Genomic DNA, 21526 nt, shown 5'->3' with positions numbered 1-21526 from the left:
TCCTCGCTGCGCTCGTCACATGCCTGAGCCAACCCGTGCCACACGATTCCCTCGCTGCGCTCGCTCATGCCTGCTCCTCGCTGCGCTCGTCACATGCCTGAGCCAACCCGTGCCACACGATTGCCTCGCTGCGCTCGCTCATGACCGCTCCTCGCTGCGCTCGCCCATGCCCGATGCCTGTCGTGCCTGCCGCCGCCCGCTCATGCCGGCGTCTCCTTCGGCTCCTTCGGCGAGGTGACCGCCATGGTCAGCCTGACCTCGGTGCCCTCGCCGACCTCGCTGCGGATCTCCGCCTGGCCGCCGTGCCGCGACATGCGCCCGATGATCGAACCACGGACGCCGTGCCGCCGCTCCTCGACGCCGTTGAGGTCGAACCCGGTGCCGCGGTCGCGGACGAACACGCTCAGCATGGTCGGCTCCGCCTCGGCGTACAACGACACGGTCTTGACCTTGGCGTGGCGGGCCGCGTTGACCAGGGCCTCGCGCGCCGCGGCCACGATCGCGGAAACCTTGTCGTCCACCATGCGGTCACCCACCACCACCGCCTCCACCGCGATGCCGTAGGTGTCCTCCACCTCCGCGGCCGCCTGCTGGAGCGCCGCGGCGAAGTGCTCGGTCGGCGAACCGGTTGGCTGGTAGAGCCAGTTGCGCAGGCTGCGCTCCTGGCCGCGGGCGATGCGCTGCACCGCCGCCGGGTCGCCCGCGTTGCGCTGGATCAGCGCGAGCGTGTGCAGCACCTGGTCGTGCACCATCGCGGCCAGTTCCGCGCGTTCCTGCTCGCGGATGCGGCCCTCGCGCTCGGCACGCAGCGCGGTCAGCGTGCGCCACAGCACGGGCGCCGCCACCAGGCCCACCCCGGCGAGCGCCACCAGCGCGAACGCGATCGCCCGCCACATGTCCGCCCAGGAGACGTTGGCGACCGGGGAGTAGAGGAAGACCAGCCCGAGGATGCCCACCGCGACCAGCACCCCGCCGGCCAGGAAACGCAGCAGGTAGATCCTGCGGTCCCCGTCGGAGAGGGCGGCCAGCCAGGGCGCCGACGGCGACTCGTCGGACCAGCGCTGGCGGCGGTCCGGGTCGCTCTGGTGCCAGATGATGCCCGCGCCGACCGCGACCAGGGCGACCAGCCAGCCGACGGTCATCCCGATGCCGCCGTTGTGGTTGATCAGCGTGCTGATCGTCATCAGCGCCAGCCCGGCCAGCACGAAGGGGGCCAGCCGCAGCAGCGAGCGGGGCCGGGTCTCCCCCGGCCCGGCGGGCAGCACGGCCCAGAAGGCGGCGTACAGCAGCGCGCCCAGGCCGTTGATCGGCAGCAGCAGCACGAAGGCGATCCGGATCAGCGTGGGTGACAGCCGTACGTTCGCGGCGATGCCCCCGGCCACCCCGGCGACCAGGCGGTCGGAACGGGAGCGGGTCAGGCGGGGGAAGTCGGGCACGGAGGGCTGCACAGGGTCGATGGTTTCACGAGGTGGATGCCATCGCCCACGGGTGAGGCCCCGGAGATGGGCCGCCACACATTCTCAGGGTCCGCTCAGGGTCGCCGCCTGAGGCAGGTCAGGCCAGCTCAGCGGGACTATCGACAGCATGAGCGATGAGACCCCGACGCCCCCCGGCGCGGCGCCCTCCGCGGAGGCTCCGCCCGCGGCGCAGGCTCCACCCCCTCCCCCGGGCGAATCCTCCCCCTATGTCTCCTGGGCGGCGCCGTACGGCCTGATCCGGCCGCGGCACGGCCGGTACCTGGCCGGCGTGTGCGGCGCGCTGGGCCGCGCCACCAAGACCGACCCGCTGCTGTGGCGGGTACTGATCGGCGTGCTCGCCGTGTTCGGTGTGGGCATCGTCATCTACCTGGCGGCCTGGCTGCTCACCCCGGCTGAGGGCGACTCCTCGTCGCCGGTCGAGGCGCTGTTCGGCCGCGGCTACTCGGGCACCTCGTCCACGCTGACGCTGGTGATCGGCGTACTCACGGTGATCATGATCGGCGCGGTCACCGACAGCTTCGAGGTTGCCGTCATCGCCGCGATCGGGCTGGTCATCGCTGCGCTCGTGGTGAGCCGCAACACGACCGGCGGCCAGCCGCCGCGCAGCCGGCCCGGCGCGACCTACCTGCCCCCGGACTACGCGGCGGCACCGGTCACCGTGCCGGCCGCCGCACCCGTGCCCTCCGCGGTGACCGTGCCCGTGCCGCCGGGGGAGCCCACCGGTTACCGGCCCCCGTTCGCCCCGCACGGGCCGTACGCACCCGCCGCGCCGCCGCCCCCGCCGCCCCCGCTCAAACCGCTCAAGGTGAAGCGGGAGCCGTCCCGGCTCGGCCGGCTGATCTTCGGGCTGGCCATGGTCACGCTCGGCGGCCTGGCCATGGTCGACATGACCGGCCGCTCCGTGCCGGGCAGCATCTACGTGGCGACCGCGCTGGCCGTGGTGGGTCTCGGACTGGTCATCGGCGCCTGGTTCGGCCGGGCCCGCGGCTACATCCTGATCGGCATCGTGCTCGCCCTGGTGCTGCCGATGGTCGCCGCGGGCAGCGACTGGAGCCGCGAGCGCACCCAGGCCGGCAGCGTCACCTGGATGCCCACCACGATGGACGAGCTGCACGACCGGTACGAGCACCGCTTCGGCGAAGCCACCCTCGACCTGACCGGGCTCGACCTGACCGGCAAGGACGTGCAGGTGACCGCGCAGATCACCGGTGGCGGCCTGAAGGTCATCCTGCCGCCGGACGTCGACGTCACCGTCGTCACCAAGGTCAACCTCGCCGACGCCGACGTCTTCGGCCGCAGCATCAGCGGGGCCGGGCAGCGCGACACCCAGACCAGCCTCGGCGACGACGGCAAGCCGGGCCCCGGCAAGCTGCACCTCGAACTCGACGTCAACCTCGGTCACGCGGAGGTGATCCGGTGAAGAACCACCGCACCGATTCGGTCTCGCTGTTCTTCGGCCTCATCTTCCTGCTCGTGGCAGGCGCCTTCCTGGTCGGTGAGCTGACCACCGTGAAACTGCCCTCGCTGGGCTGGTTCATCGCCGGCGGCCTGATCATCCTGGGCGTGCTGGCCGTGCTCGGGGCGCTGTCGCCCCGGCGCCCCACCGAACCGGCCGCGGTCGAGCCGGCACCGGAGGCGGCCGAGACCCCCGCCGTTGAGCCGGAGCCTGAGCGCGCCGACTGAGCACCACCTCACCAAGCGCCCCTCACCGCGCGAGCCCGCGGTGGGGGGCGCTCTATGCTGACCGGTGAACCACCGGTCGACGACGACGAGGAGCAACCTCAGATGAGCCAACACCCGACCGATCGTCCCGGCACCCCGGCGCTGGGCCCGCTCGGCAAGATCCGCATCGGCGACCGGGCCGCTCGCACCCTGACCACCGAGCTGGCCCGCCACGCCGGCCCCAAGACCGCCCTGCTGGTCGGCGCGTCCGCGGACTCGCTGGTGCTGGCCGAGGCGCTGGACGCGCTGCTGCCGGGCGACAAGCTCACCGTGGTCGCGGCCGACACGAGTGTCGCGGGACACCTGGCGACCCTGGGCAGCTTCCTGGCCGAGCGGGTCAAGGTCGTCGACGACCTCACCGCGGCCGAGGCCGCCGACCTGGTCATCGTCGCCGAGCCGGTGGTCGGCTCCGGCGAGGAGGCGCGCAACACCGTCGAGCAGCTCAGCAAGTACGTCGCCGAGGGCGGTCTGCTGATCATCGCCGCGGTGGCGCTGCCCGGCCTGTCCGGCGGGGCGACCGACGAGCTCGACCGCATCGCCGCCCGCCAGGGCATCGGCTCCGACCTGGTGCTGCGCAACACCCCGCCGGTGCGCGTGCACCGCCTGCGCTTCACCGACGTCGACCCGGCCGTGGCCGCCAAGCTCGGCCCGGCCTTCCGCCCGTCGAGCGTGCCGCTGTTCGGCACCATGAACATCGACTCCAACGGCGTCGCGGCGGCCGGCATCGCGCTGGGCGCGGCCGCGTTCCTGAAGGCCACCCGGCCGAAGTCGAAGGCGTGGGTGCTGCCCGCGCTGCTCGCCGCCCCCGTGGCCGCCTTCTTCCGCGACCCCGAGCGCGACGTGCCCGCCGACCCGAGCGCGGTCGTCGCCTCGGCCGACGGCAGGGTCCTCAGCGTGGAGCACATCTACGACGAGCGCTTCGCCGACGAGGAGTTCCTGCGCATCGCGGTGTTCCTGTCCGTGCTCGACGTGCACGTCAACCGGGCCCCGGTGGCCGGCAAGGTCGTCGACTACTTCGTCGAGGACGGCGGGTACGCCAACGCGATGAAGCCGGAGGCGGAGCACAACGTGGCCGCGTACACCGTGCTGGAGACGCCGGATCGCAGCCGGGTCGTGGTCGCCCAGCGCACCGGCCTGATCGCCCGCCGCATCGTGCAGCGGGCCCCGATCGGCGCGCTGCTGGCCAAGGGCGAGCGGTTCGGCCTGATCCGGTTCGGCTCCCGCACAGACGTCTACCTGCCCGCGGACAAGGCCGAGGCCCTGGTCGCCCCCGGCGACCGCGTCTCCGGCGGCTCCACGGTCATCGCCCGCCTGCGCTGACCTTCGCTGCTTCCCTGGACCGGGGCCTAGCCGCACGCTGCGGCGCGGCCCCGGTCCGCTTTTTGCATAGACGTTGGCCTATCACATCGACCGTACGTAGATCAAAGTCGATGTGATAGGCCAACGTCGATCGAAAGCGCGCGACGCGACGCGACGGAGGCGGTGCCGGGCCGCCCGCCCCGGGCACGTGGCCCCGCCCAGCGCGGAGCACGAACAGAGCGCCGCCCCGGTCCAGTGGACCGGGGCGGCGCCGTGTGGATCTGTGATCAGGCGATGCGGGCGGTGGCCTTGCGCTGGCGGGCCCAGATGATCGGGCCGCTCAGCAGGTAGACCAGCACCAGCAGGCCGAAGGTGACCTGCGTGTTCCAGACCAGGCCGACCAGCGGCAGCAGGAACAGCGTCGGCGGCAGCTTGACCACCTTCGCGAGCTTGGCATACGGGAAGCTGGAGACCATCGCGATGGCCAGCAGCACCACCCCGAACACCATCGCCCCGGCCGGCAGCGCGCTGCCCATCGTGGTCTTCAGCAGCACGGTCACCGCCAGCACGGTCGCCGCCATGGTGGTCGGCACGCCGCAGAAGAAGCGGCCGTCCTTCGGCGAGACGTTGAACCGGGCCAGCCGGACCGCCGCGCAGCAGGCGACCATGGCGCAGGCCGCGATGAGCACCGGCGTGGGCACGGTGCCCTGGAGCGTGGCGAACACGACGACGGGTGCGGCGACGCCGAACGACGTCATGTCGCCCAGCGAGTCCATCTGCACGCCGAACGGGCTGGCCACGCCGAACTTGCGGGCCAGGGCGCCGTCGAGGCCGTCAAAGGTGATGCAGGCGAGCAGGCAGAGCGCGCCGTACATCGGGTTGTTCCGGGTGACCGCCAGGAAGATCGCGGTCATGCCGAGCAGCAGGCTGCTCAGCGTGCAGGCCTGTACGAGGGCGAACTTGATGCGGCGGTCGAGCGTGCGCTCGCCCGGCAGCAGCGGGATCGTGGTCGGGGTCGGCTGCTCCACCGGCTCGGCCGTGGCGGCCTGTTCGATGGCGCGCAGTTCGACCGGGTCAAGGCCAGGCAGCGCGGTGCTCGTCGCAACGGAGTGATCAGCCTTGCGCAGGCGGCCCACCGGCACCAGCAGCATCTGCCGGGCGAAGGAGCCACCGGCACGCAAGCGGCCGGTCCACTGGCGGCCCGCGGGTCGCGGGCTGTCCGTCAAGCGACGCCGACGCCATAAGGCTCTCGGCACGTGTCGTCCCTCCATACCGGTTTCGGTTCCTTTCCGCCGCCTCAGCGGACCGACCGGCTTTTGCGGCCTACACCATCGCACACGTCCGTGTGCCTTGGCGATACCCGGCGCGATCTTCATGCGCCGTCCCTGCTGACGGGGGCAATACGCCCGCGGAGGGCACAAGCGCTCCGGGGGCTGTTCGTCTTGTCAGCATCCGAGTCTACCCGACAGCGGCAATCAGGAAATATGTCGCAATTCTCGGTGAGCCGACTCCGTCAGCGGAATATCGGCCAGTTCAGCGGGGGTGAACCAGCGGGCCTGCGCGGTGGAACCGCCGGCCGCCTCGGTGACGGACGGCACTGTGGGCTCCGGCACCACGACCCGGTACACGGCGCGCACGACGTACCAGTCGTAGGGCTCGCCCTCGGGGCCCATCGCGGCGGGGTTGTGCGTCGAGTTCACCCGGATCAGCTCGGTCACCTCGCCGACCTGCGCCGACTCCTCGAAGACCTCGCGGACCAGGCCGATCGCCGGGGTCTCGCCGAAGTCGGTGCCACCGCCGGGCAGGTGCCACTTGCCCGCGCCCGGGTAGTTCTCCGCGATCAGCGACAGCAGCACCCGGCCCGCCGGGTCGGTGACCACGCCGTACGCCCCGAAGCGGGCGACCTTGCGGGCACCGCCCAGGTCGCGGCCGTCGGGGCCGGTCTCCCCTGCCTCGTCGGGCCGGGCGGGCCGCTGCCCGGTGGCGGTGCCGTCGGTCTCCAGGCCGAGCGTGCGGGAGGCGAAGGGAATGAGGTCCAGCGAGCCGAGCCGGGAGGGCTCGATCCAGGCCGGCAGGTCGGAGGTGCCGTCGGTCTCCACCGTCAGCTCGCCGCCGGTGACCGCCATGTCGTAGATGATCCGGTCGTGGTGCAGCAGCACCCCGCGCCACGGGAACTCGACGAGATCCGAGGTCACCTCGCGCAGGCCCGCGATCCGGGCGGTCAGCCCGGTCTCCTCCCGGAACTCGCGGACGACGGCCGCCGCCGGGTCCTCGCCGTGCTCCAGGCCGCCGCCGGGCAGGAACCAGACGCCCGGGAAGTTGGACCTGGCCGACGAGCGGACCAGCAACAGCCGGCCCCGCTCGTCGTGCGCTATGCCGTAGGCCCCGATGCGCCGCCGTTTCTCCATGCCTTCTCCTCGCTGACGCTCGTCGGCGGCATGACCGAGCATCATGAACCGCCTTCTCCTCGCTGACGCTCGTCGGCGGCATGACCGAGCATCATGATCCGCTCGCTGCGCCCGCTCACCACGACAGGCTATCGGGCGCCCACGACACGGCCGGTCAGCCCACCTGGTGGTCCAGCGAGGCCGCCTTCAGCGCTTCGGCGGTGACCTCGGTGACGTCCTCCGGGCCGAGTTCTCCCAGCTCGTCCTTGGTGACCCAGCGGGCCTCGGCGGTCGAGCCGCCGACGTCGTACACCTTGGGCTTGGTGGCCCGGTCGACGCGGACCCGGTAGAAGGCCCGCACGCCGTGCCAGTCGATGGGGTAGCCCTCCGGACCCAGCGAGGCCGGGTCGCGGTGGCTGGCCACCCCGAGCAGCTCGCCGAGCCGGCCGCGCTGGCCCGTCTCCTCGACCAGCTCGCGGATCAGGGCGACGCCGGGCTGCTCGCCGTAGTCGGTGCCGCCGCCGGGCAGGTGCCACTTGCCCGCACCCGGGTAGTTGGCCGCGATCCGGGTCAGCAGCACCCGCTGCATACGGTCGGTGACCACGGCGTACGCCGCGAAGCGCTGCGCGCGGTGCAGCCCGTCCGGGCCCGGTGCGGCGAAGAAGGACGGGAAGTCGGGCACCTCGTCGGGCAGCAGGTCGATCGCCGCCTCGGTGACGCCCAGCGCGCCCGCCGTGAACGGCCGCAGCGGCAGCAGGGCCGCCTCCTCGGGGCTGAGCCAGCGCACCAGGTCGGTGGGCTGGTCGACGCGCTCCCGCAGCGCGCCGCCGCGAACCCGGGCCGCGTAGATGACGCGGTCGGTGTGGATGGTGACGCCGCGGTGCGGCAGCGCCCGGATGTCGGCCAGGACGTCACGCAGCCCGGTCACGGCCACGCTCAACCCGGTCTCGGCGGCGGTCTCCCTGACGACGGTGTCATTGGGATGCTCGCCGTGGTCCACTGCCCCGCCAGGCAGGGACCACACGCCCGGCGTACCGGACTGCATGGAGGCCCGGACCAGGAGTACCTGGCCGGTCTCGTTGGTGATGACGGCGTAGGCGGCGATCCGCCGCAACGGCTCCAGCGCGGTGGTCACGAGAAACCATTCTCCCCCGGCGAGAAGATCACGACAAGATGTCCGATTTTACGATCATGTTTCCACCGTTATGAAATGATTTGCACCGGCCGTTCGGCCTACCCCAGAAGTGATCAAAGGCCCCACCCGGTAAGGGTGAGGCCTCGATCAGCAGAAAGCGGGATTCACTCCCATTCGATGGTGCCCGGCGGCTTGCTCGTCACGTCCAGCGTCACCCGGTTGATCTCCCGCACCTCGTTGGTGATCCGGGTCGAGATCCGGGCGATGAGGTCGTACGGCAGACGCGACCAGTCGGCGGTCATCGCGTCCTCGCTGGAGACCGGGCGCAGCACCACCGGGTGGCCGTAGGTGCGGCCGTCGCCCTGCACGCCGACCGAGCGCACGTCGGCCAGCAGCACCACCGGGAACTGCCACACGTCGCGGTCCAGCCCCGACGCGGTGAGCTCCTGGCGGGCGATCAGGTCGGCCGCGCGCAGGATGTCGAGGTTGTGCCGGTTGACCTCGCCGATGATCCGGATGGCCAGGCCCGGCCCCGGGAACGGGTGCCGCCAGACCATCTCCTCCGGCAGGCCCAGGCTCGCGCCCAGCGCCCGCACCTCGTCCTTGAACAGCATGCGCAGCGGCTCGACCAGGTCGAACTTGAGGTCGTCGGGCAGGCCGCCCACGTTGTGGTGGCTCTTGATGTTGGCGGTGCCGGTGCCGCCGCCGGACTCCACCACGTCGGGGTAGAGCGTGCCCTGGACCAGGAAGCGCACGTCGCCCGCGGTGGCGATCTCGCGGGCCGCCGCCTCGAAGACCCGGATGAACTCCCGGCCGATGATCTTGCGCTTGGCCTCCGGGTCGGTGACCCCGGCCAGCGCGCCGAGGAAACGCTCGGTCGCGTCGACCACCTTGAGCTTGATGCCGGTCGCGGCGACGTAGTCGCGCTCGACCTGCTCGGCCTCACCCGCGCGCAGCAGGCCGTGGTCGACGAAGACACAGGTCAACTGGTCGCCGACGGCCTTGTGCACGAGCGCCGCGGCCACCGCCGAGTCGACACCGCCGGACAGGCCGCAGATCACCTCGGCGTCGCCGACCTGGGCGCGGATCGCGGCCACCTGGTCGTCGATGACGTTGCCCATGGTCCAGGTCGGCTCGATGCCGGCCACGTCGTGCAGGAACTTCTCCAGCAGGCGCTGGCCGTACGGGGTGTGCGCGACCTCGGGGTGGAACTGCACCCCGGCGAAACCGCGGCTGACGTCCTCGAACGCGGCGACCGGTGCGCCGGGCGAGGCAGCGGTGACGGTGAAGCCGGCCGGGGCGGCACTGACGCAGTCGCCGTGGCTCATCCACACGTCCTGGCGCGCGGGCAGCCCGGCGAAGAGCACGCCCGCCTCGGGCTGCGCGTCGACCACGGTGCCGCCGAACTCCCGCAGGCCGGTGTGGCTGACCGTGCCGCCCAGCGCCGCGGCCATCGCCTGGAAGCCGTAGCAGATGCCGAACACCGGCACGCCCTGGTCGAACAGACCCGCGTCGACCTGCGGGGCGCCCTGCTCGTACACGCTGGACGGGCCGCCGGAAAGGATGATCGCGGCCGGGTTCTTGCGCATCATCTCCTCGACCGGCATCGAGTGCGGCACGATCTCGGAGTAGACCCGCGCCTCCCGCACCCGACGGGCGATGAGCTGGGCGTACTGGGCACCGTAGTCAACCACCAGGACGGGGCGAGGCGTCGTCATGCAGTCAATCTTAGGGTGCGACGCAGGTCACCCCACGTAGTGGACCCCGTCCGGGTACGGGTACGGGTTGGGCTTGCAGCCCTGCAGCGACTTGGTCTGCTGCTGCATCACCGGCGCGAGCTTGCCCTTGCCGGGGCAGTTGACGTGGCCCTTGCCCAGGAAGTGGCCCACCTCGTGGTTGATGACCATGTGCCGGTACACGTCCATGTCGGTGAACCCGTCCGCGCCGTTGGTCCAGCGCCGCAGGTTGATCACCACATTGTCGCCGTACCGGCAGGAGAAGATGCCGTTGGTCTGCAGTCCGGCCTTGGCGCAGAGCCGGTCGGTGGTGCCGGGCGTGGACAGCATGATGCGGAAGTTCGCGCTCGCGCCCGCGGTGACCCGCTGGAAGCGCCACTTCTTCGAGGCGATCCAGCTGTGCTCGTCGGCCAGCACCTCATCCACCACGGCCGCGAAGCCGTCCGGGTCGAACGCGGTGATGCCCTCCTCCACCTGCACCTGATACCGGCGCAGGGTGCCGGCGTCGCCGACGACCGGCGAGCTGCCCGCGGCGGTGGTGAAGGTGCCCTCGCCGCGCTCCAGCACGGCGGCGTTCTTGGCCGGCTTCGGCGACCGTTTGGCCGACGGGGACGGCGACGGCTCGTCGGCCGACGGCTCCACCGACGGCATCGGCTGCGGCGACGCGGCCGGCTGGAACTCGGGCCGCGCGGCCGTGCCGCACCCGGCCAGCGCCAGCGCCAGCACGGCGACCGTCGTCATACGAGCGGTGAAGATCCTCCCCATGGCGATCACCTTATGCGGGCGGACCGTTCCTGTGGAGGTGGTCCCGCGCCCAAACCTGATCCACTCCTTCCGCGAACGGGCCGTCGGCGGGTCAGCCCAGCCTCCGGTACGGCTCGCCCAGCGGCGGCCGCCGATCCGGCTCCCCCTTCGCCGGCCACGCCGCGAACGCCCGCTCGGCCTGCGCGGTGATGGTCAGTGACGGGTTCACGCCCAGGTTCGCGGCGACCGCGGCGCCGTCGGCGACGTGCAGCCCAGGATGCCCGAAGACCCGCTGGTACGGGTCCACGACGCCGTGTTCGGCGTCCGCCCCGATGACGGCCCCGCCGAGGATGTGCGCGGTGAGCGGAATGTCGAGCACCTCCGGCAGCGCCCCGCCGGGCAGCCCGCCGATCTCCTCGGCCAGCAGGCGCACCGCCTCGTTGCCCGCCGGGATCCACGTCGGGTTCGGCGCGCCGTGGCCCTGCGTCGAGCGCAGGCCTCCGCGCCGCAGCCGCACCGTCAGCGAGTTGTCCGCCGACTGCATGACCAGCGCGATGATGGTGCGGTTGGACCAGTCGCGCACCGACATTGCCCGCAGGTAGGCGAACGGCCACCGGAACATCGCAGCCGCCCAGCGCCGCCCGCGACCCGGCCCGCCGTCGGTCAGCGCCGATTGCAGCAGCCCCATCGAGTTGGAGCCCTTGCCGTAGCGCACCGGCTCGATGTGCGTCCGCTCGTCCGGATGGAACGAACTCGTGATCGCCACACCCTCGGTGTACTTCAGCCCCCGCTTGCGGGCCTGGCCCGGCAGCACGGTCGCGCCGACCAGCGACTCGGAGTTGGTCCGGGTCAGCGCGCCCAGCCGGTCCGACAGTTTCGGCAGGTCACCTGAGGCCTTCATGCTGTGCAGCAGCCGCTGCGTGCCCAGCGCGCCCGCCGCGAACACCACCTGCCCGGCCTCGAGCACGCCGCCGCCGGCCGCCCGACGACGACGGCCGAACCGCGCCCCGGTCCTGGCCAGCTCGACCCGGTAGCCGCCCCCCTCGAGCGGCTTCACGGCAGTGACCGTAGACATCGGGAAGATCTGCGCACCGGCCTGCTCGGCCAGCCACAGGTAGTTCTTGACCAGCGTGTTCTTCGCGTTGTGGCGACAGCCGGTCATGCACTCGCCGCAGTGCAGGCAGCCTGCCCGCGCCGGCCCCTTGCCGTCGAAGTACGGGTCCGGCACGGACTGGCCCGGCATACCGAGGAAGACGCCGACCGGGGTGGGATGGAACGTCCCACCGACGCCCATGCGCTCGGCGACCTTGCGCATCGCCTCGTCGGCCGGAGTGGTCCGGTCGTAGACGGTCACCCCGAGCATCCGCTCCGCGGTGTCGTAGTGCGGGGCCAGCTCGGCCTGCCAGTCGGTGATGTCGCGCCACTGCGGGTCCTGATAGAACGCGTCCAGCGGCCGGTACAGCGTGTTGGCGTAGACGAGCGAGCCGCCGCCGACGCCCGCGCCTGACAGGACGAGCACACCCGCACCGTCGTGTCCCTTGTCCGGACGCAGCAAAGTGATCCGCTGGATGCCGTAGCAGCCCAATGCAGGGGCCCACAGGAAACGCCGCAGCCGCCAGCTGGTCTTCGGGAAGTCCTGGTCGGCGAAGCGCCGACCCGCCTCCAGGACGGCCACCGAGTAACCCTTCTCGGCCAGCCGCAGCGCCGCCACGCTCCCGCCGAACCCGGAGCCGATCACCACCACGTCGTAGCGCATGGCGAGATTATTACCGGCCAGTTAACTAAGCGGAAGAGGTCACCTTCGGTCCGCACTTCTCGGCGCGGCGGTGGCAGCAGGCATAGACGCGGCTCCGGCTCCCGGCGTGTATGCCGGTGCGGCGTGCTCGTTTCGGGACGCTTCAGCGTCCCGAAACGAGCACTCGCCGTCGGAATACACATACCCTTGCCCGCTGGTGCGGCCCACGCCCGCGCCGGGCGCAGAGCCCGGGGGTCACTGGGCCGGGCGGCCGGTTTCGAAGAGCCACTTCTGGAAGAAGTCGCCCAGGTGCTGGCCGCTGATGCGCTCGGCGAGGGTGATGAACTCGCTGGTGTTGGCGTTGCCGTCGCGCTGCTCGGCGGCCCAGGTCTTCAGGATCTCGAAGAACTTGTCGTCGCCGACGAGCTTGCGCAGCGCGTGCAGGGTCATCCCGCCCCGGTCGTAGACGCTGCCGGAGAAGATGTTGTCGGCGCCGGGCGAGCCGGGGGCGATGTCCCAGATCCGGCTGCCGGGGTCGTCGTACCGGGAGTCGAACTCCTCCTGGATCGTGGACACGCCGATCTTCTCGCCCCACATCCACTGGGCGTACGTCGCGAAACCCTCGTTGAGCCAGATGTGCTCCCAGCGGTCCACCGACACGCTGTCGCCGAACCACTGGTGGGCCAGCTCGTGGGCGACCACGATGGTGTTCTGTCCACGGCTCCAGAACGCGTTCGAGTAGACCGGCCGGGTCTGCGTCTCCAGCGCGTAGCGCACCCGCTCGTCGTCGATGACGATGCCGCCGTAGGCGTCGAACGGGTAGGGCCCGAAGTACTGCTCCAGGAAGTCGGTGATCTCGGTGGTCTGCGCCATCGCCTCGTCGATGTTTCCCTTGGGCAGCGACTCGGCGATCGCGGTCAGCACCGGCTTGCCCTTGTGCGTGCCCTCGACCGTGCGGTAGTCGCCGATCACGAAGGTGGCCAGGTAGGGCGCCATCGGCGAGGTGACCCGCCAGCGCCAGCTGGTCCAGCCGTCCTTGGTGGACTTGCCTTCGAGCAGACCGTTGCTGATGGCGTCGAGGTCGCCGGGCACGGTCAGCTCGATGGCGTACAGCGCCTTGTCCTTGGGGTGGTCGTTGACCGGGAACCAGGTGGTCGCCGACTCGGGCTCGCCGAGGGTGAACGCGCCGTCGGGAGTGGTCAGGAAGCCGGTGATGCCGAGGTCGGGCGCGGTGATCGCCTTGGGCACGCCGCCGTAGGTGACGACGGTGACGAACTGCTTGCCGGTCCCGACCGGGGCGGCCGGGGTGATGACCAGCTCGTCGCCCTGCCGGGTCGAGGTCGCCGCCGCGCCGTCCACAGTGATCTTGTCGACGACGAGGCCGTGCAGGTCGAGGTGGAACTTCGACAGCTCGGTGGTGGCGGTGGCGGTCACCGTGGCGACGCCGGCCAGCTTGTCCGTCTGCGGTTCATACTTGATCTTCAGGTCGTACGCCGAGACGTCGTAGCCGCCGTTGCCGTAGCCGGGAAAGTAGGGGTCGCCGGCGCCGGCCAGGTTGACCGGCACGGAGACCGGGTCGGGGAAGGGCTGCTCTTCGACGAACAGGGGCCGGGTCGGACCCGAGCACCCACCCAGCAGCGCGGCCGTGACCGCCGCCGCCACGACCCACGTACGCCTGACCATGCGACCTCCCGCCGTAGAGCATCCACCCTAACCGCCGCCGCCGACGCCGTACGGCGACTCGGCGCTCAACCTGCACGAAGCCCCGCCGGGCTGCGCGAACGGCAGCGGCGGGGCTTCGGTCGAACAGATGCCGGGCTCAGTTGTCGAGCAGCAGGCCGACCTTCTGGAACTCCTTCAGGTCGCGGTAGCCGCACTTGGCCATCGCCCGCTTGAGGCCGCCGAACAGGTTCAGCAGGCCGTCGGGGTCGGTCGCCGGGCCGTAGAGCAGCTGCTCCAGCGAGCCGAGCGGCTCGGGGGTCAGCCCGATCGAGCCGCGCGGCAGCTTCGGGTGGCTGGCCGACGGGTGCCACCACAGGCCGTTGCCGGGCATGCCCTCGGCCAGCGACAGCGGCGCGCCGAGCATGACCGCGTCCGCGCCGCAGCCCAGCGCCTTGGCGATGTCGCCGGAGGTGTGCAGGTCGCCGTCGGCGATCAGGTGCACGTACCGGCCGCCGGTCTCGTCCAGGTAGTCGCGGCGCGCCGCCGCCGCGTCGGCGATCGCGCTGGCCATCGGCACCCGGATGCCGAGCACGGCCTCGCTGGTGGTCAGGTGGTCCGCGCCGATGCCGACGATGACGCCCGCCGCGCCGGTGCGCATCAGGTGCAGCGCCGTCTGGTAATTGGTGCAGCCGCCGACGATGACCGGCAGGTCCAGGTCGGCGATGAACTCCTTGAGGTTCAGCGGCTCGTCCACCGTGGAGACGTGCTCCGCCGACACGATGGTGCCCTGGATGACCAGCAGGTCCACGCCCGAGTCGAGGATGACCGGGGCGAGCGCCAGGGTGTGCTGCGGGGACACCCGCACCGCCACGGTGACGTTGCCGTCGCCCGCGAGCGCGCGCATCTCACGCACCCGCTCCGCGATCAGCTCCGGCTTGATCGGCTCGGCGGCGTAGAGCTGCTGCAGCCGGGCGGTCAGGTTCTCCTCGTCGCCGGCCTCGGCCAGCGCTTCGAGCTGCTTGCGCGGGTCCTCGTACCGGGTCCACAGGCCCTCGACGTTGAGCACGCCCAGCCCGCCCAGCCGGCCCAGCGCGACCGCGCTGGCCGGGCTCATGATCGCGTCGGACGGGTGCGCCACGCACGGGATGCCGAACTTGTACGCGTCGAGCTGCCAGTTCGTCGAGACGTCGTCCACATCGCGGGTACGGCGGCTCGGCACGATCGCGATGTCATCCAGGTGGTAGCCGCGCTGGGCGGTCTTCCCCATGCCGATCTCGACGATGTCACGCACAGTGGATCCTCTCCGCGGTTCTCTTCAGCTTCGCAGACGCTACCGCGAGTGGTAGTTCGGCGCTTCCACGGTCATCTGGATGTCGTGCGGGTGGGACTCCTTGAGCCCCGCCGCGGTGATGCGCACCAGCTGGCCGCGCTCACGCAGCTGCCCGATGTCGGCCGCGCCGCAGTAGAACTGGGCCTGGCGCAGGCCGCCGACGAGCTGATGGGCGACCGTGGCCAGGGTGCCGCGGTAGGGCACCTGGCCCTCGACGCCCTCGGGGATGAGCTTGTCGGCCTGGGTGACGTCGGCCTGGAAGTAGCGGTCCTTGGAGTAGGACTGCGCGGCCGGGCCGCGGGCCATCATCGCGCCGAGGGAGCCCATGCCGCGATACGCCTTGAACTGCTTGCCGTTCATGAAGACCAGGTCGCCGGGGCTCTCCTCGCAGCCGGCCAGCGCCTGCCCGAGCATGACGGTCTCCGCACCGGCCACGATCGCCTTGGCGATGTCGCCGGAGTACTGGATGCCGCCGTCGCCGATCACCGGCACGCCCGCGGGGCCGCAGGCCCGGGCCGCCTCCATGATGGCCGTGATCTGCGGCACGCCCACGCCCGCCACGATCCGGGTGGTGCAGATGGCGCCCGGCCCGACACCCACCTTGACCGCGTCCGCGCCCGCCTCGACCAGCGCTTTGGCGCCGGCGTAGGTGGCCACGTTGCCGCCGACGATGTCGACCTCGCCGGCCTCCTTCTTGAGCAGCGCGACCAGCTCCGGCACCGCCCGGTTGTGGCCGTGCGCGGTGTCCACCATGATCACGTCCACGCCGGCCTCGATCAGCGCGCGTGCCCGCTTGTAGCCGTCCTCGCCGACGCCCACGGCGGCGGCGACCCGAAGGCGGCCCGCGCCGTCCTTGGTGGCCAGCGGGAACTGTTCGGTCTTCACGAAGTCCTTGACGGTGATGAGCCCGCGCAGCCGGCCGGTCTCGTCGACCAGCGGCAGCTTCTCCACCTTGTGCTCGCGCAGCAGCGCCAGCGCCTGCTCCTTGGACGCCCCCACCGGCGCGGTGACCAGCGGCATGGGGGTCATCACCTCGCGCACCTTCACCGACATGTCGGTGACGAAGCGCATGTCGCGGTTGGTGACGATGCCGACCAGCGTGCCGTCGGCGTTGGTGACCGGCAGGCCGGAGATGCGGTAGCGCGCGCACATGGCGTCCACGTCGCGCAGCGTGTCGTCGGGCGAGCAGGTCACCGGATTGGTGATCATGCCGGACTCGGACCGCTTCACCAGGTCGACCTGAGCGGCCTGGTCCTCCACCGAGAGGTTGCGGTGCAGCACGCCGATGCCGCCCTGGCGGGCCATCGCGATCGCCATCCGGGCCTCGGTGACCGTGTCCATGGCGCTCGACACCAGCGGGATCTGCAAGGTGACGTTCCTGGTCAGCCGGGTCTGAGTGGTCACCTGGCTGGGGATCAGATCCGATTCGCCGGGCACCAGCAGGACGTCGTCGAAGGTGAGGCCGAGTGGAATCTCGCGGGCGGCATCCATCTTTTTGTCCCCCTGGGTCCGGAGCGCGGGCATGTGGGTGTGATCGGGCTCCAATGAATCGTACCCAGCGTGCGACCTGGCCCGAATTCGCCCACACCCGAGGTGGCCCACCTCATGGAGATCTGTCGCTGACGCGCGGGGGACTCATGCCCCCGCTCCCGCGCTCAGGGGTCTAACGTGAAGGGGTGCAGCACGACGAGCCCATTGATCCCTTCCACGGGGACCCGACCGACCCCACGGCCGGCCTGGACGACCCCGAGGGCGACGCGTACGGCGAGCTCTCGACCCAGGAGCGCGCCGACCTGCTCGCCGACCTCGCCGAGCTCGAGGTCTACCAGGTGCTGCTCTCCCCGAAGGGCATCCGCGGCCTCGTTGTCGACTGCGAGGACTGCCGGGAGCCGCACTACTTCGACTGGGACCTGCTCCGGGGCAACCTGCGCCACCTGCTCGACTCCGGGCGCCCCCGGGTGCACGAGCCCGCCTACGACCCCGACCCGGACCACTACGTGACCTGGGAGTACGCCCGCGGCTACGCCGACGCCGTGGACGACATGGTCGAGGAGTAGCCCTCCCGAACGTCGATCAGGCCGTGTCGCGGTGTGCGACACGGCCTGATGCGTGTCCCGGGCCGGGTGCCTCGGCGGCCGGGCTCGTCGGTGCTCCGGGGACGGCCTGTGCACGGCGGGTCCCGGCGCGGGAGGGGGTCCGCGCCGGGACTCGCTGCGCTGCGGTCAGAAGACCAGGCCGGCTCGGAAGCCCGCGGCCACCGCGTGGGCCCGGTCCCGCGCGCCGAGCTTGCGGAACAGCCGCCGGGCGTGGGTCTTGACGGTGTCCTCGGAGACGAACAGGTCGCGGCCGATCTCGGCGTTGCTCTGGCCGTCGGCCATCCCGCGGAGCACCTGCAGCTCGCGCTCGGTCAGGGTGACCGAGCGGGCCGGGCGCACCGCGCCGCCGGGCGGAGCCTCTCCCGGCAGGTCGCCGCGCTGGGCGGGCACCACCGCGGAGGAGACGGTGCCGGAACCGCGGTTGGCGTACGGCACCGACATGCCCGGACCCGCCGGAGGCATGGCCCGGCCGGCTCCGGCGGGCGCACGGGAGGCACCGGCCATCACCCCGCTGACCGCGGGCCGGATGGCGTCGGCGGTGCGCGTGGCGGGCCTACTGACCAGCAGCAGCGCCTTGGCGGCGGTGCTCACCGGATCAGGGTCGGTCCCGCCGATCAGCCCTCTGGCACCGGCCCGGATGGCGGCCTGCGCGGCGGCGGGCTCCTCCGGGCCGAACAGCACCAGCTGGGCGTGCGGCACCGCGGTCATCACCTTTCGGGTGAATCCCACGGTATCGGGCCGGGTGAGCGCGGTGTCGGCCAGCACGATCCCGGCCGGGAACGCGGCAAGCTGCGCAATCGCTTCGGCGGCGCTGGTCACGGTACGCACTCCCGCGGCCACCCCCAGCCGCTCGGCACACGAGGCGATGGTCGCGGCCGCCGCGGCGGTGCGGACGCATACGAGAACGGTCTGCACGGTGATCCCCCTCTCTCCTGCGAAGAAGACCACGAGACACCCAGATCATTACGCACTTTCCGGGGATTCCGTCGAAATCTCGGTCCAGCACTACCTGATCATCCACTGGATGGCGACAAGTGGACGTACGCGGAGTAACGTGCTGACGTTGCCTAAATCTCTTCGCTTGGACACAAGCCTCCCATCCCCTAGGAGGTCAGATGGCTCACTTCCGCAGACTTCCCGGTCCGATAGCCGACGTTTGGGACTGGCAGCATCACGGCGCGTGCAAAGGCCGTGACAGCCTGCAGTTCTTTCACCCCGATGGTGAAAGAGGCTCATCTCGGGGCCGCCGCGAAAGCGCGGCGAAACAGGTATGCAATCGCTGCCCGGTCCGCTCTGAATGCGCCGCGCATGCGTTGACCACCCGCGAGCCATACGGCGTATGGGGTGGCTTCACCGAGCACGAGCGGCACCAGTTGTTGCAACTGGGCTGGCGCGAATGCGCCGACCGACGCGGTGAGCGCGTCGACGTGCAGCGGCTCGAGGCCCGTCTCTCCGAGGACGTCAGCGCACCTGCACGCTGACCGTGTGCCAGCCTGACGCCCCGTCCGGGAACGGATCGGCACGGGCTTCCGTCTGCACCTGCCCACTGGTGTCCGCCGCGCGCACGGCGAGCGTGTGCTCGCCCGGCGCGGCGTCCCAGCGGAAGGTCCACTGCCGCCAGGTGTCCGGCGACACGGTGCCGGCCAGATCGGCGGGTTGCCACGGCCCGTCGTCGACGCGCACCTCCACCGCGGTGACCCCGCGGTGCTGGGCCCACGCGACCCCGGCGACCACGACCGTGCCCGCGGTGACCGCGCCGCCCTCGCGCGGGGTGTCGATCCGGGACTCGGTCTTGATCGGCCCCTGCGCGGCCCAGCCCTTGCGCACCCAGTACGCGTCGAAGTCGGCGAAGGAGCTCAGCTCCAGCTCGGTGACCCATTTGGTGGCGCTGACGTAGCCGTAGAGGCCCGGCACCACCATGCGCACCGGGAAGCCGTGGTCGACCGGCAGCGGCTCGCCGTTCATCGCCACCGCCAGCATCGCGTCGCGGCCGTCACGCAGCGCCGCGGTGGGCGTGCCGCAGGTCCAGCCGTCCACCGACCGGCTGACCACCTGGTCGGCGCCGTCCAGCGGGCCGGCCTCGTCCAGCAGGTCCTTCAGCGGCACGCCGAGCCAGCGGGCGTTGCCGATGAGATCGCCGCCGACCTCGTTGGAGACGCAGGCCAGCGTGATGTACCGCTCGATCATGGGACGGGCCAGCAGCTGCTCGAAGCTCAGCGTCATCGGCCGGGCCACCCGGCCGTGGATGCGCAGCTGCCAGGCGGCCGGATCCACCTGCGGCACGATCAGCGCCGTGTCGATGCGGTAGAACACATCGTTGCCGGTCACGTAATCGGACAGGCCCGACGCCGGCGGGTCGACCGTGCTGGGCAGGGCGGGCGCGGGCGTGGCCGGCGGCGGCAGGGTGATCGCCGCACGGGCCTGCTGCACGTCCTTGCGGGCGGCCAGCGCCCGCCCGACGTAGCCGGAGACCAGCGCCACGCCGAACCCGGCGATGCTCAACCGCAGGAACCGCCGCCGCCCGTCCACAGGCCTGGTCGCGGTGACCGGGCCGTCAGGCAGCCCGGCAGCCGGGCCCTCGACGCCCTCGGCGTGTGCGGCCGAGACGAGCAGCATGCGCAGCACCCCCACCGCGGCGGCCGCGCCGAGCAGCGACGGCAGCACCGCGGCGGCCCCCGCGTTCGGACGCGTCAGCGCGGCCACGGCGCCGATCACGCCGAACAGCGCGATCCCGGCCACGCCCCAGCGGAAGTCCCGCCGCGCGGCCAGGCCCACCAGCGCGGCGAAGCCCGCCAGCAGCAGCGATGTGCCGACCAGCAGGGCGACCTTGTCGTACACCCCGAAGACGCTGATCGCTGCGCCCTTGACCGGCTCCGGCACCGCGTCGATCACCGTGCCGCCGACCGCGATCAGCGGCGCGCTGCGCGGGCCTGTCCACACCGCGACCAGCTCGCCCAGCCCCACCGCCACCGCGGCCGAGGCCACGCCCGCGATCATCGCCCTGCTCCGACTCACCACGGGTGCCAGTCTGCTCCGAACCCGCCCCGAACGACATCGCCCGACGCCTTACCGATGCCTTACCGTTCGCCATCGCCGCCATCGCCGCCCCCGCCGCCGCGGATCTCCGGTCGCGCTGCAGTTTCGGGGAAACTGCAGCCTTGCCTCGACGCGAACCCGCAGTTTCCCCGAAACTGCAGGCCGAGCCGAGCGAGCGAGCGTCGGGCTACTGGAGCGGGATGTCGACGGCGATGTTGGGCGGGGCGTCGAAGCTGCCGTGGATGACGCTGAAGGACAAGCGCACGGAGTCGGTGTCCGCGCCGAGCACGCCGTCGAACACGATCACGCCGGTCGCCTCGCCGCCCGCGGGCACGGTCTCCGGCCAGGTGCTCGCGCCCGGGTCCGGCAGCAGCGTCTCACCGGCGGCCGTGAGCTGGGCCCGGCCGAACGTGGGCAGCGTCAGCGCATCCCCGCCGGTGTTCTCACCCCGGATCTTGACCTTGGTGGCCTGGCTGGTGACCTCGACGCTCAGCACGGTGATGGTCAGCGGGCCACCGGTCTTGGACACCTCTGCGGCGAGCCGTTCCTGCCCCTGCTCGTTCCGCTTGTTGATCCACGGCGGGGTCGCGAACTCGCTCAGCTTCTGCACCCCGGCCTGCACCGCCGTGGTGGCCAGATAGCCGCCGCCTGCGCACAGGCCGAGCAGCAGGAGCGCGCTCAGCACCAGCCCGACACCGCCGCGCCGCCGAGCCGGAGCCGTTGCGGCGCCTGCCGGAGCCGAGGCGCCTGCCGGAAAAGTGCCGCCGTAACCGCCGGGATAGCTCGCGCCGGGGCCGTCCACCGGGTATCGGCCGGCCGGTGTCGGGATCGTGTAGCCGCCGGGCGGCGGGACCCTGCCCGCCGGTATCCCGGGCGGATCCATGGCCACGGCCCGGGAGCTGCCGCTCTTGGCCAGGTCGATCATGCCCAGCAGCAGCGCCACGACCAGGCCCACGCTGCCGGAGATGACCAGCGCCTTGGTCCGGCTCACCTCGGCCGCGGTCAGGTAGTCGGTCAGGCCGGTGCCCAGCGTCGCGACCAGGTAGGCCAGGCCCACCAGGCCGAAGTATCGCAGCATCCCGCGCCCTGTCATGCCAGGGACCCTATCGACCAACGTGCATGCCACAAAGGACGGAAAGGCGACAGCGGGCCCCGGCCGAAGCCGG

18 protein-coding genes are annotated in these 21526 nt (G+C 71.7%); 5 read left to right on the top strand and 13 right to left on the bottom strand.

Going from position 1 to position 21526, the window contains the following annotated elements; translation table 11 throughout:
- Nucleotides 1-200: 200 nt before the first annotated feature.
- Nucleotides 201-1436: an ATP-binding protein gene (locus FLL47_RS18805; protein WP_144122047.1), complete on the bottom strand. Its 1236-nt coding sequence runs from the start codon at nt 1434-1436 to the stop codon at nt 201-203.
- Between the two features lie 148 nt (nt 1437-1584).
- Between FLL47_RS18805 and FLL47_RS18800 the strand changes: the two genes are divergently transcribed.
- From FLL47_RS18800 to FLL47_RS18790, 3 genes are all read left to right on the top strand, one after another.
- Complete coding sequence (locus tag FLL47_RS18800) at nt 1585-2898, top strand: PspC domain-containing protein (protein WP_144121829.1); 1314 nt, start codon at nt 1585-1587, stop codon at nt 2896-2898.
- Nucleotides 2895-3161 (top strand): hypothetical protein, encoded by a 267-nt coding sequence (locus FLL47_RS18795; protein ID WP_144121828.1) that lies wholly within the window; start codon nt 2895-2897, stop codon nt 3159-3161. Before FLL47_RS18800 ends, FLL47_RS18795 begins: the two co-directional genes overlap by 4 nt.
- A 102-nt stretch (nt 3162-3263) precedes the next feature.
- Complete coding sequence (locus FLL47_RS18790; protein ID WP_144121827.1) at nt 3264-4520, top strand: phosphatidylserine decarboxylase; 1257 nt, start codon at nt 3264-3266, stop codon at nt 4518-4520.
- 266 nt (nt 4521-4786) lie between these two features.
- On the opposite strand, the gene FLL47_RS18785 is transcribed toward FLL47_RS18790, so the two are convergent.
- The 9 genes from FLL47_RS18785 to guaB form a co-directional block, all read right to left on the bottom strand.
- The gene (locus tag FLL47_RS18785; protein WP_222106119.1) at nt 4787-5680 is read right to left on the bottom strand and encodes a CDP-alcohol phosphatidyltransferase family protein; all 894 of its coding nucleotides are present in this window, start codon (nt 5678-5680) and stop codon (nt 4787-4789) included.
- 294 nt (nt 5681-5974) lie between these two features.
- Complete coding sequence (locus FLL47_RS18780; protein ID WP_144121826.1) at nt 5975-6907, bottom strand: NUDIX domain-containing protein; 933 nt, start codon at nt 6905-6907, stop codon at nt 5975-5977.
- Between the two features lie 154 nt (nt 6908-7061).
- A complete protein-coding gene (locus FLL47_RS18775) occupies nt 7062-8021 on the bottom strand; it encodes an NUDIX hydrolase (protein WP_144121825.1) in 960 nt (319 codons plus the stop codon).
- Between the two features lie 164 nt (nt 8022-8185).
- Entirely contained in the window at nt 8186-9739 is a 1554-nt protein-coding gene (gene guaA / locus FLL47_RS18770) for a glutamine-hydrolyzing GMP synthase (RefSeq protein WP_144121824.1), read from the bottom strand.
- A gap of 27 nt (nt 9740-9766) precedes the next feature.
- On the bottom strand, nt 9767-10522 hold the full coding sequence (locus tag FLL47_RS18765) for a DUF3152 domain-containing protein (RefSeq protein ID WP_144121823.1): 756 nt from the start codon (nt 10520-10522) through the stop codon (nt 9767-9769).
- A 91-nt stretch (nt 10523-10613) separates the two neighbouring features.
- A complete protein-coding gene (locus FLL47_RS18760) occupies nt 10614-12257 on the bottom strand; it encodes an FAD-dependent oxidoreductase (protein ID WP_144121822.1) in 1644 nt (547 codons plus the stop codon).
- Between the two features lie 234 nt (nt 12258-12491).
- Nucleotides 12492-13919: a M1 family metallopeptidase gene (locus FLL47_RS18755; protein WP_144121821.1), complete on the bottom strand. Its 1428-nt coding sequence runs from the start codon at nt 13917-13919 to the stop codon at nt 12492-12494.
- A gap of 136 nt (nt 13920-14055) precedes the next feature.
- The gene (locus tag FLL47_RS18750; protein WP_144121820.1) at nt 14056-15189 is read right to left on the bottom strand and encodes a GuaB3 family IMP dehydrogenase-related protein; all 1134 of its coding nucleotides are present in this window, start codon (nt 15187-15189) and stop codon (nt 14056-14058) included.
- Nucleotides 15190-15228: 39 nt separating this feature from the next.
- Complete coding sequence (gene guaB, locus FLL47_RS18745) at nt 15229-16719, bottom strand: IMP dehydrogenase (RefSeq protein ID WP_186315791.1); 1491 nt, start codon at nt 16717-16719, stop codon at nt 15229-15231.
- Nucleotides 16720-16904: 185 nt separating this feature from the next.
- Here guaB and FLL47_RS18740 point away from each other — a divergent pair, with 185 nt between their 5' ends.
- The gene (locus FLL47_RS18740; RefSeq protein WP_120317068.1) at nt 16905-17285 is read left to right on the top strand and encodes a DUF5319 domain-containing protein; all 381 of its coding nucleotides are present in this window, start codon (nt 16905-16907) and stop codon (nt 17283-17285) included.
- Nucleotides 17286-17450: 165 nt separating this feature from the next.
- Here the strand turns inward: FLL47_RS18740 and FLL47_RS18735 are convergent, their stop codons facing one another.
- A complete protein-coding gene (locus tag FLL47_RS18735) occupies nt 17451-18239 on the bottom strand; it encodes a response regulator transcription factor (protein ID WP_144121818.1) in 789 nt (262 codons plus the stop codon).
- 200 nt (nt 18240-18439) lie between these two features.
- On the opposite strand from FLL47_RS18735, the gene FLL47_RS18730 reads away from it, so the two are divergent.
- Nucleotides 18440-18805: a WhiB family transcriptional regulator gene (locus FLL47_RS18730; RefSeq protein ID WP_144121817.1), complete on the top strand. Its 366-nt coding sequence runs from the start codon at nt 18440-18442 to the stop codon at nt 18803-18805.
- On the opposite strand, the gene FLL47_RS18725 is transcribed toward FLL47_RS18730, so the two are convergent.
- A complete protein-coding gene (locus FLL47_RS18725; protein WP_144122045.1) occupies nt 18786-20321 on the bottom strand; it encodes a molybdopterin-dependent oxidoreductase in 1536 nt (511 codons plus the stop codon). The two genes, FLL47_RS18730 and FLL47_RS18725, sit on opposite strands and share 20 nt — an antisense overlap.
- Nucleotides 20322-20547: 226 nt before the next feature.
- Entirely contained in the window at nt 20548-21453 is a 906-nt protein-coding gene (locus FLL47_RS18720) for a hypothetical protein (protein ID WP_144121816.1), read from the bottom strand.
- Nucleotides 21454-21526 lie beyond the last annotated feature (73 nt).

The organism is Catellatospora sichuanensis, from assembly GCF_007483665.1.
GTDB classification, from domain to species: Bacteria; Actinomycetota; Actinomycetes; order Mycobacteriales; family Micromonosporaceae; genus Catellatospora; species Catellatospora sichuanensis.
The sequence above is the reverse complement of the archived record's forward strand: the minus strand, read 5'-3'. Positions and strand labels throughout refer to the sequence as shown.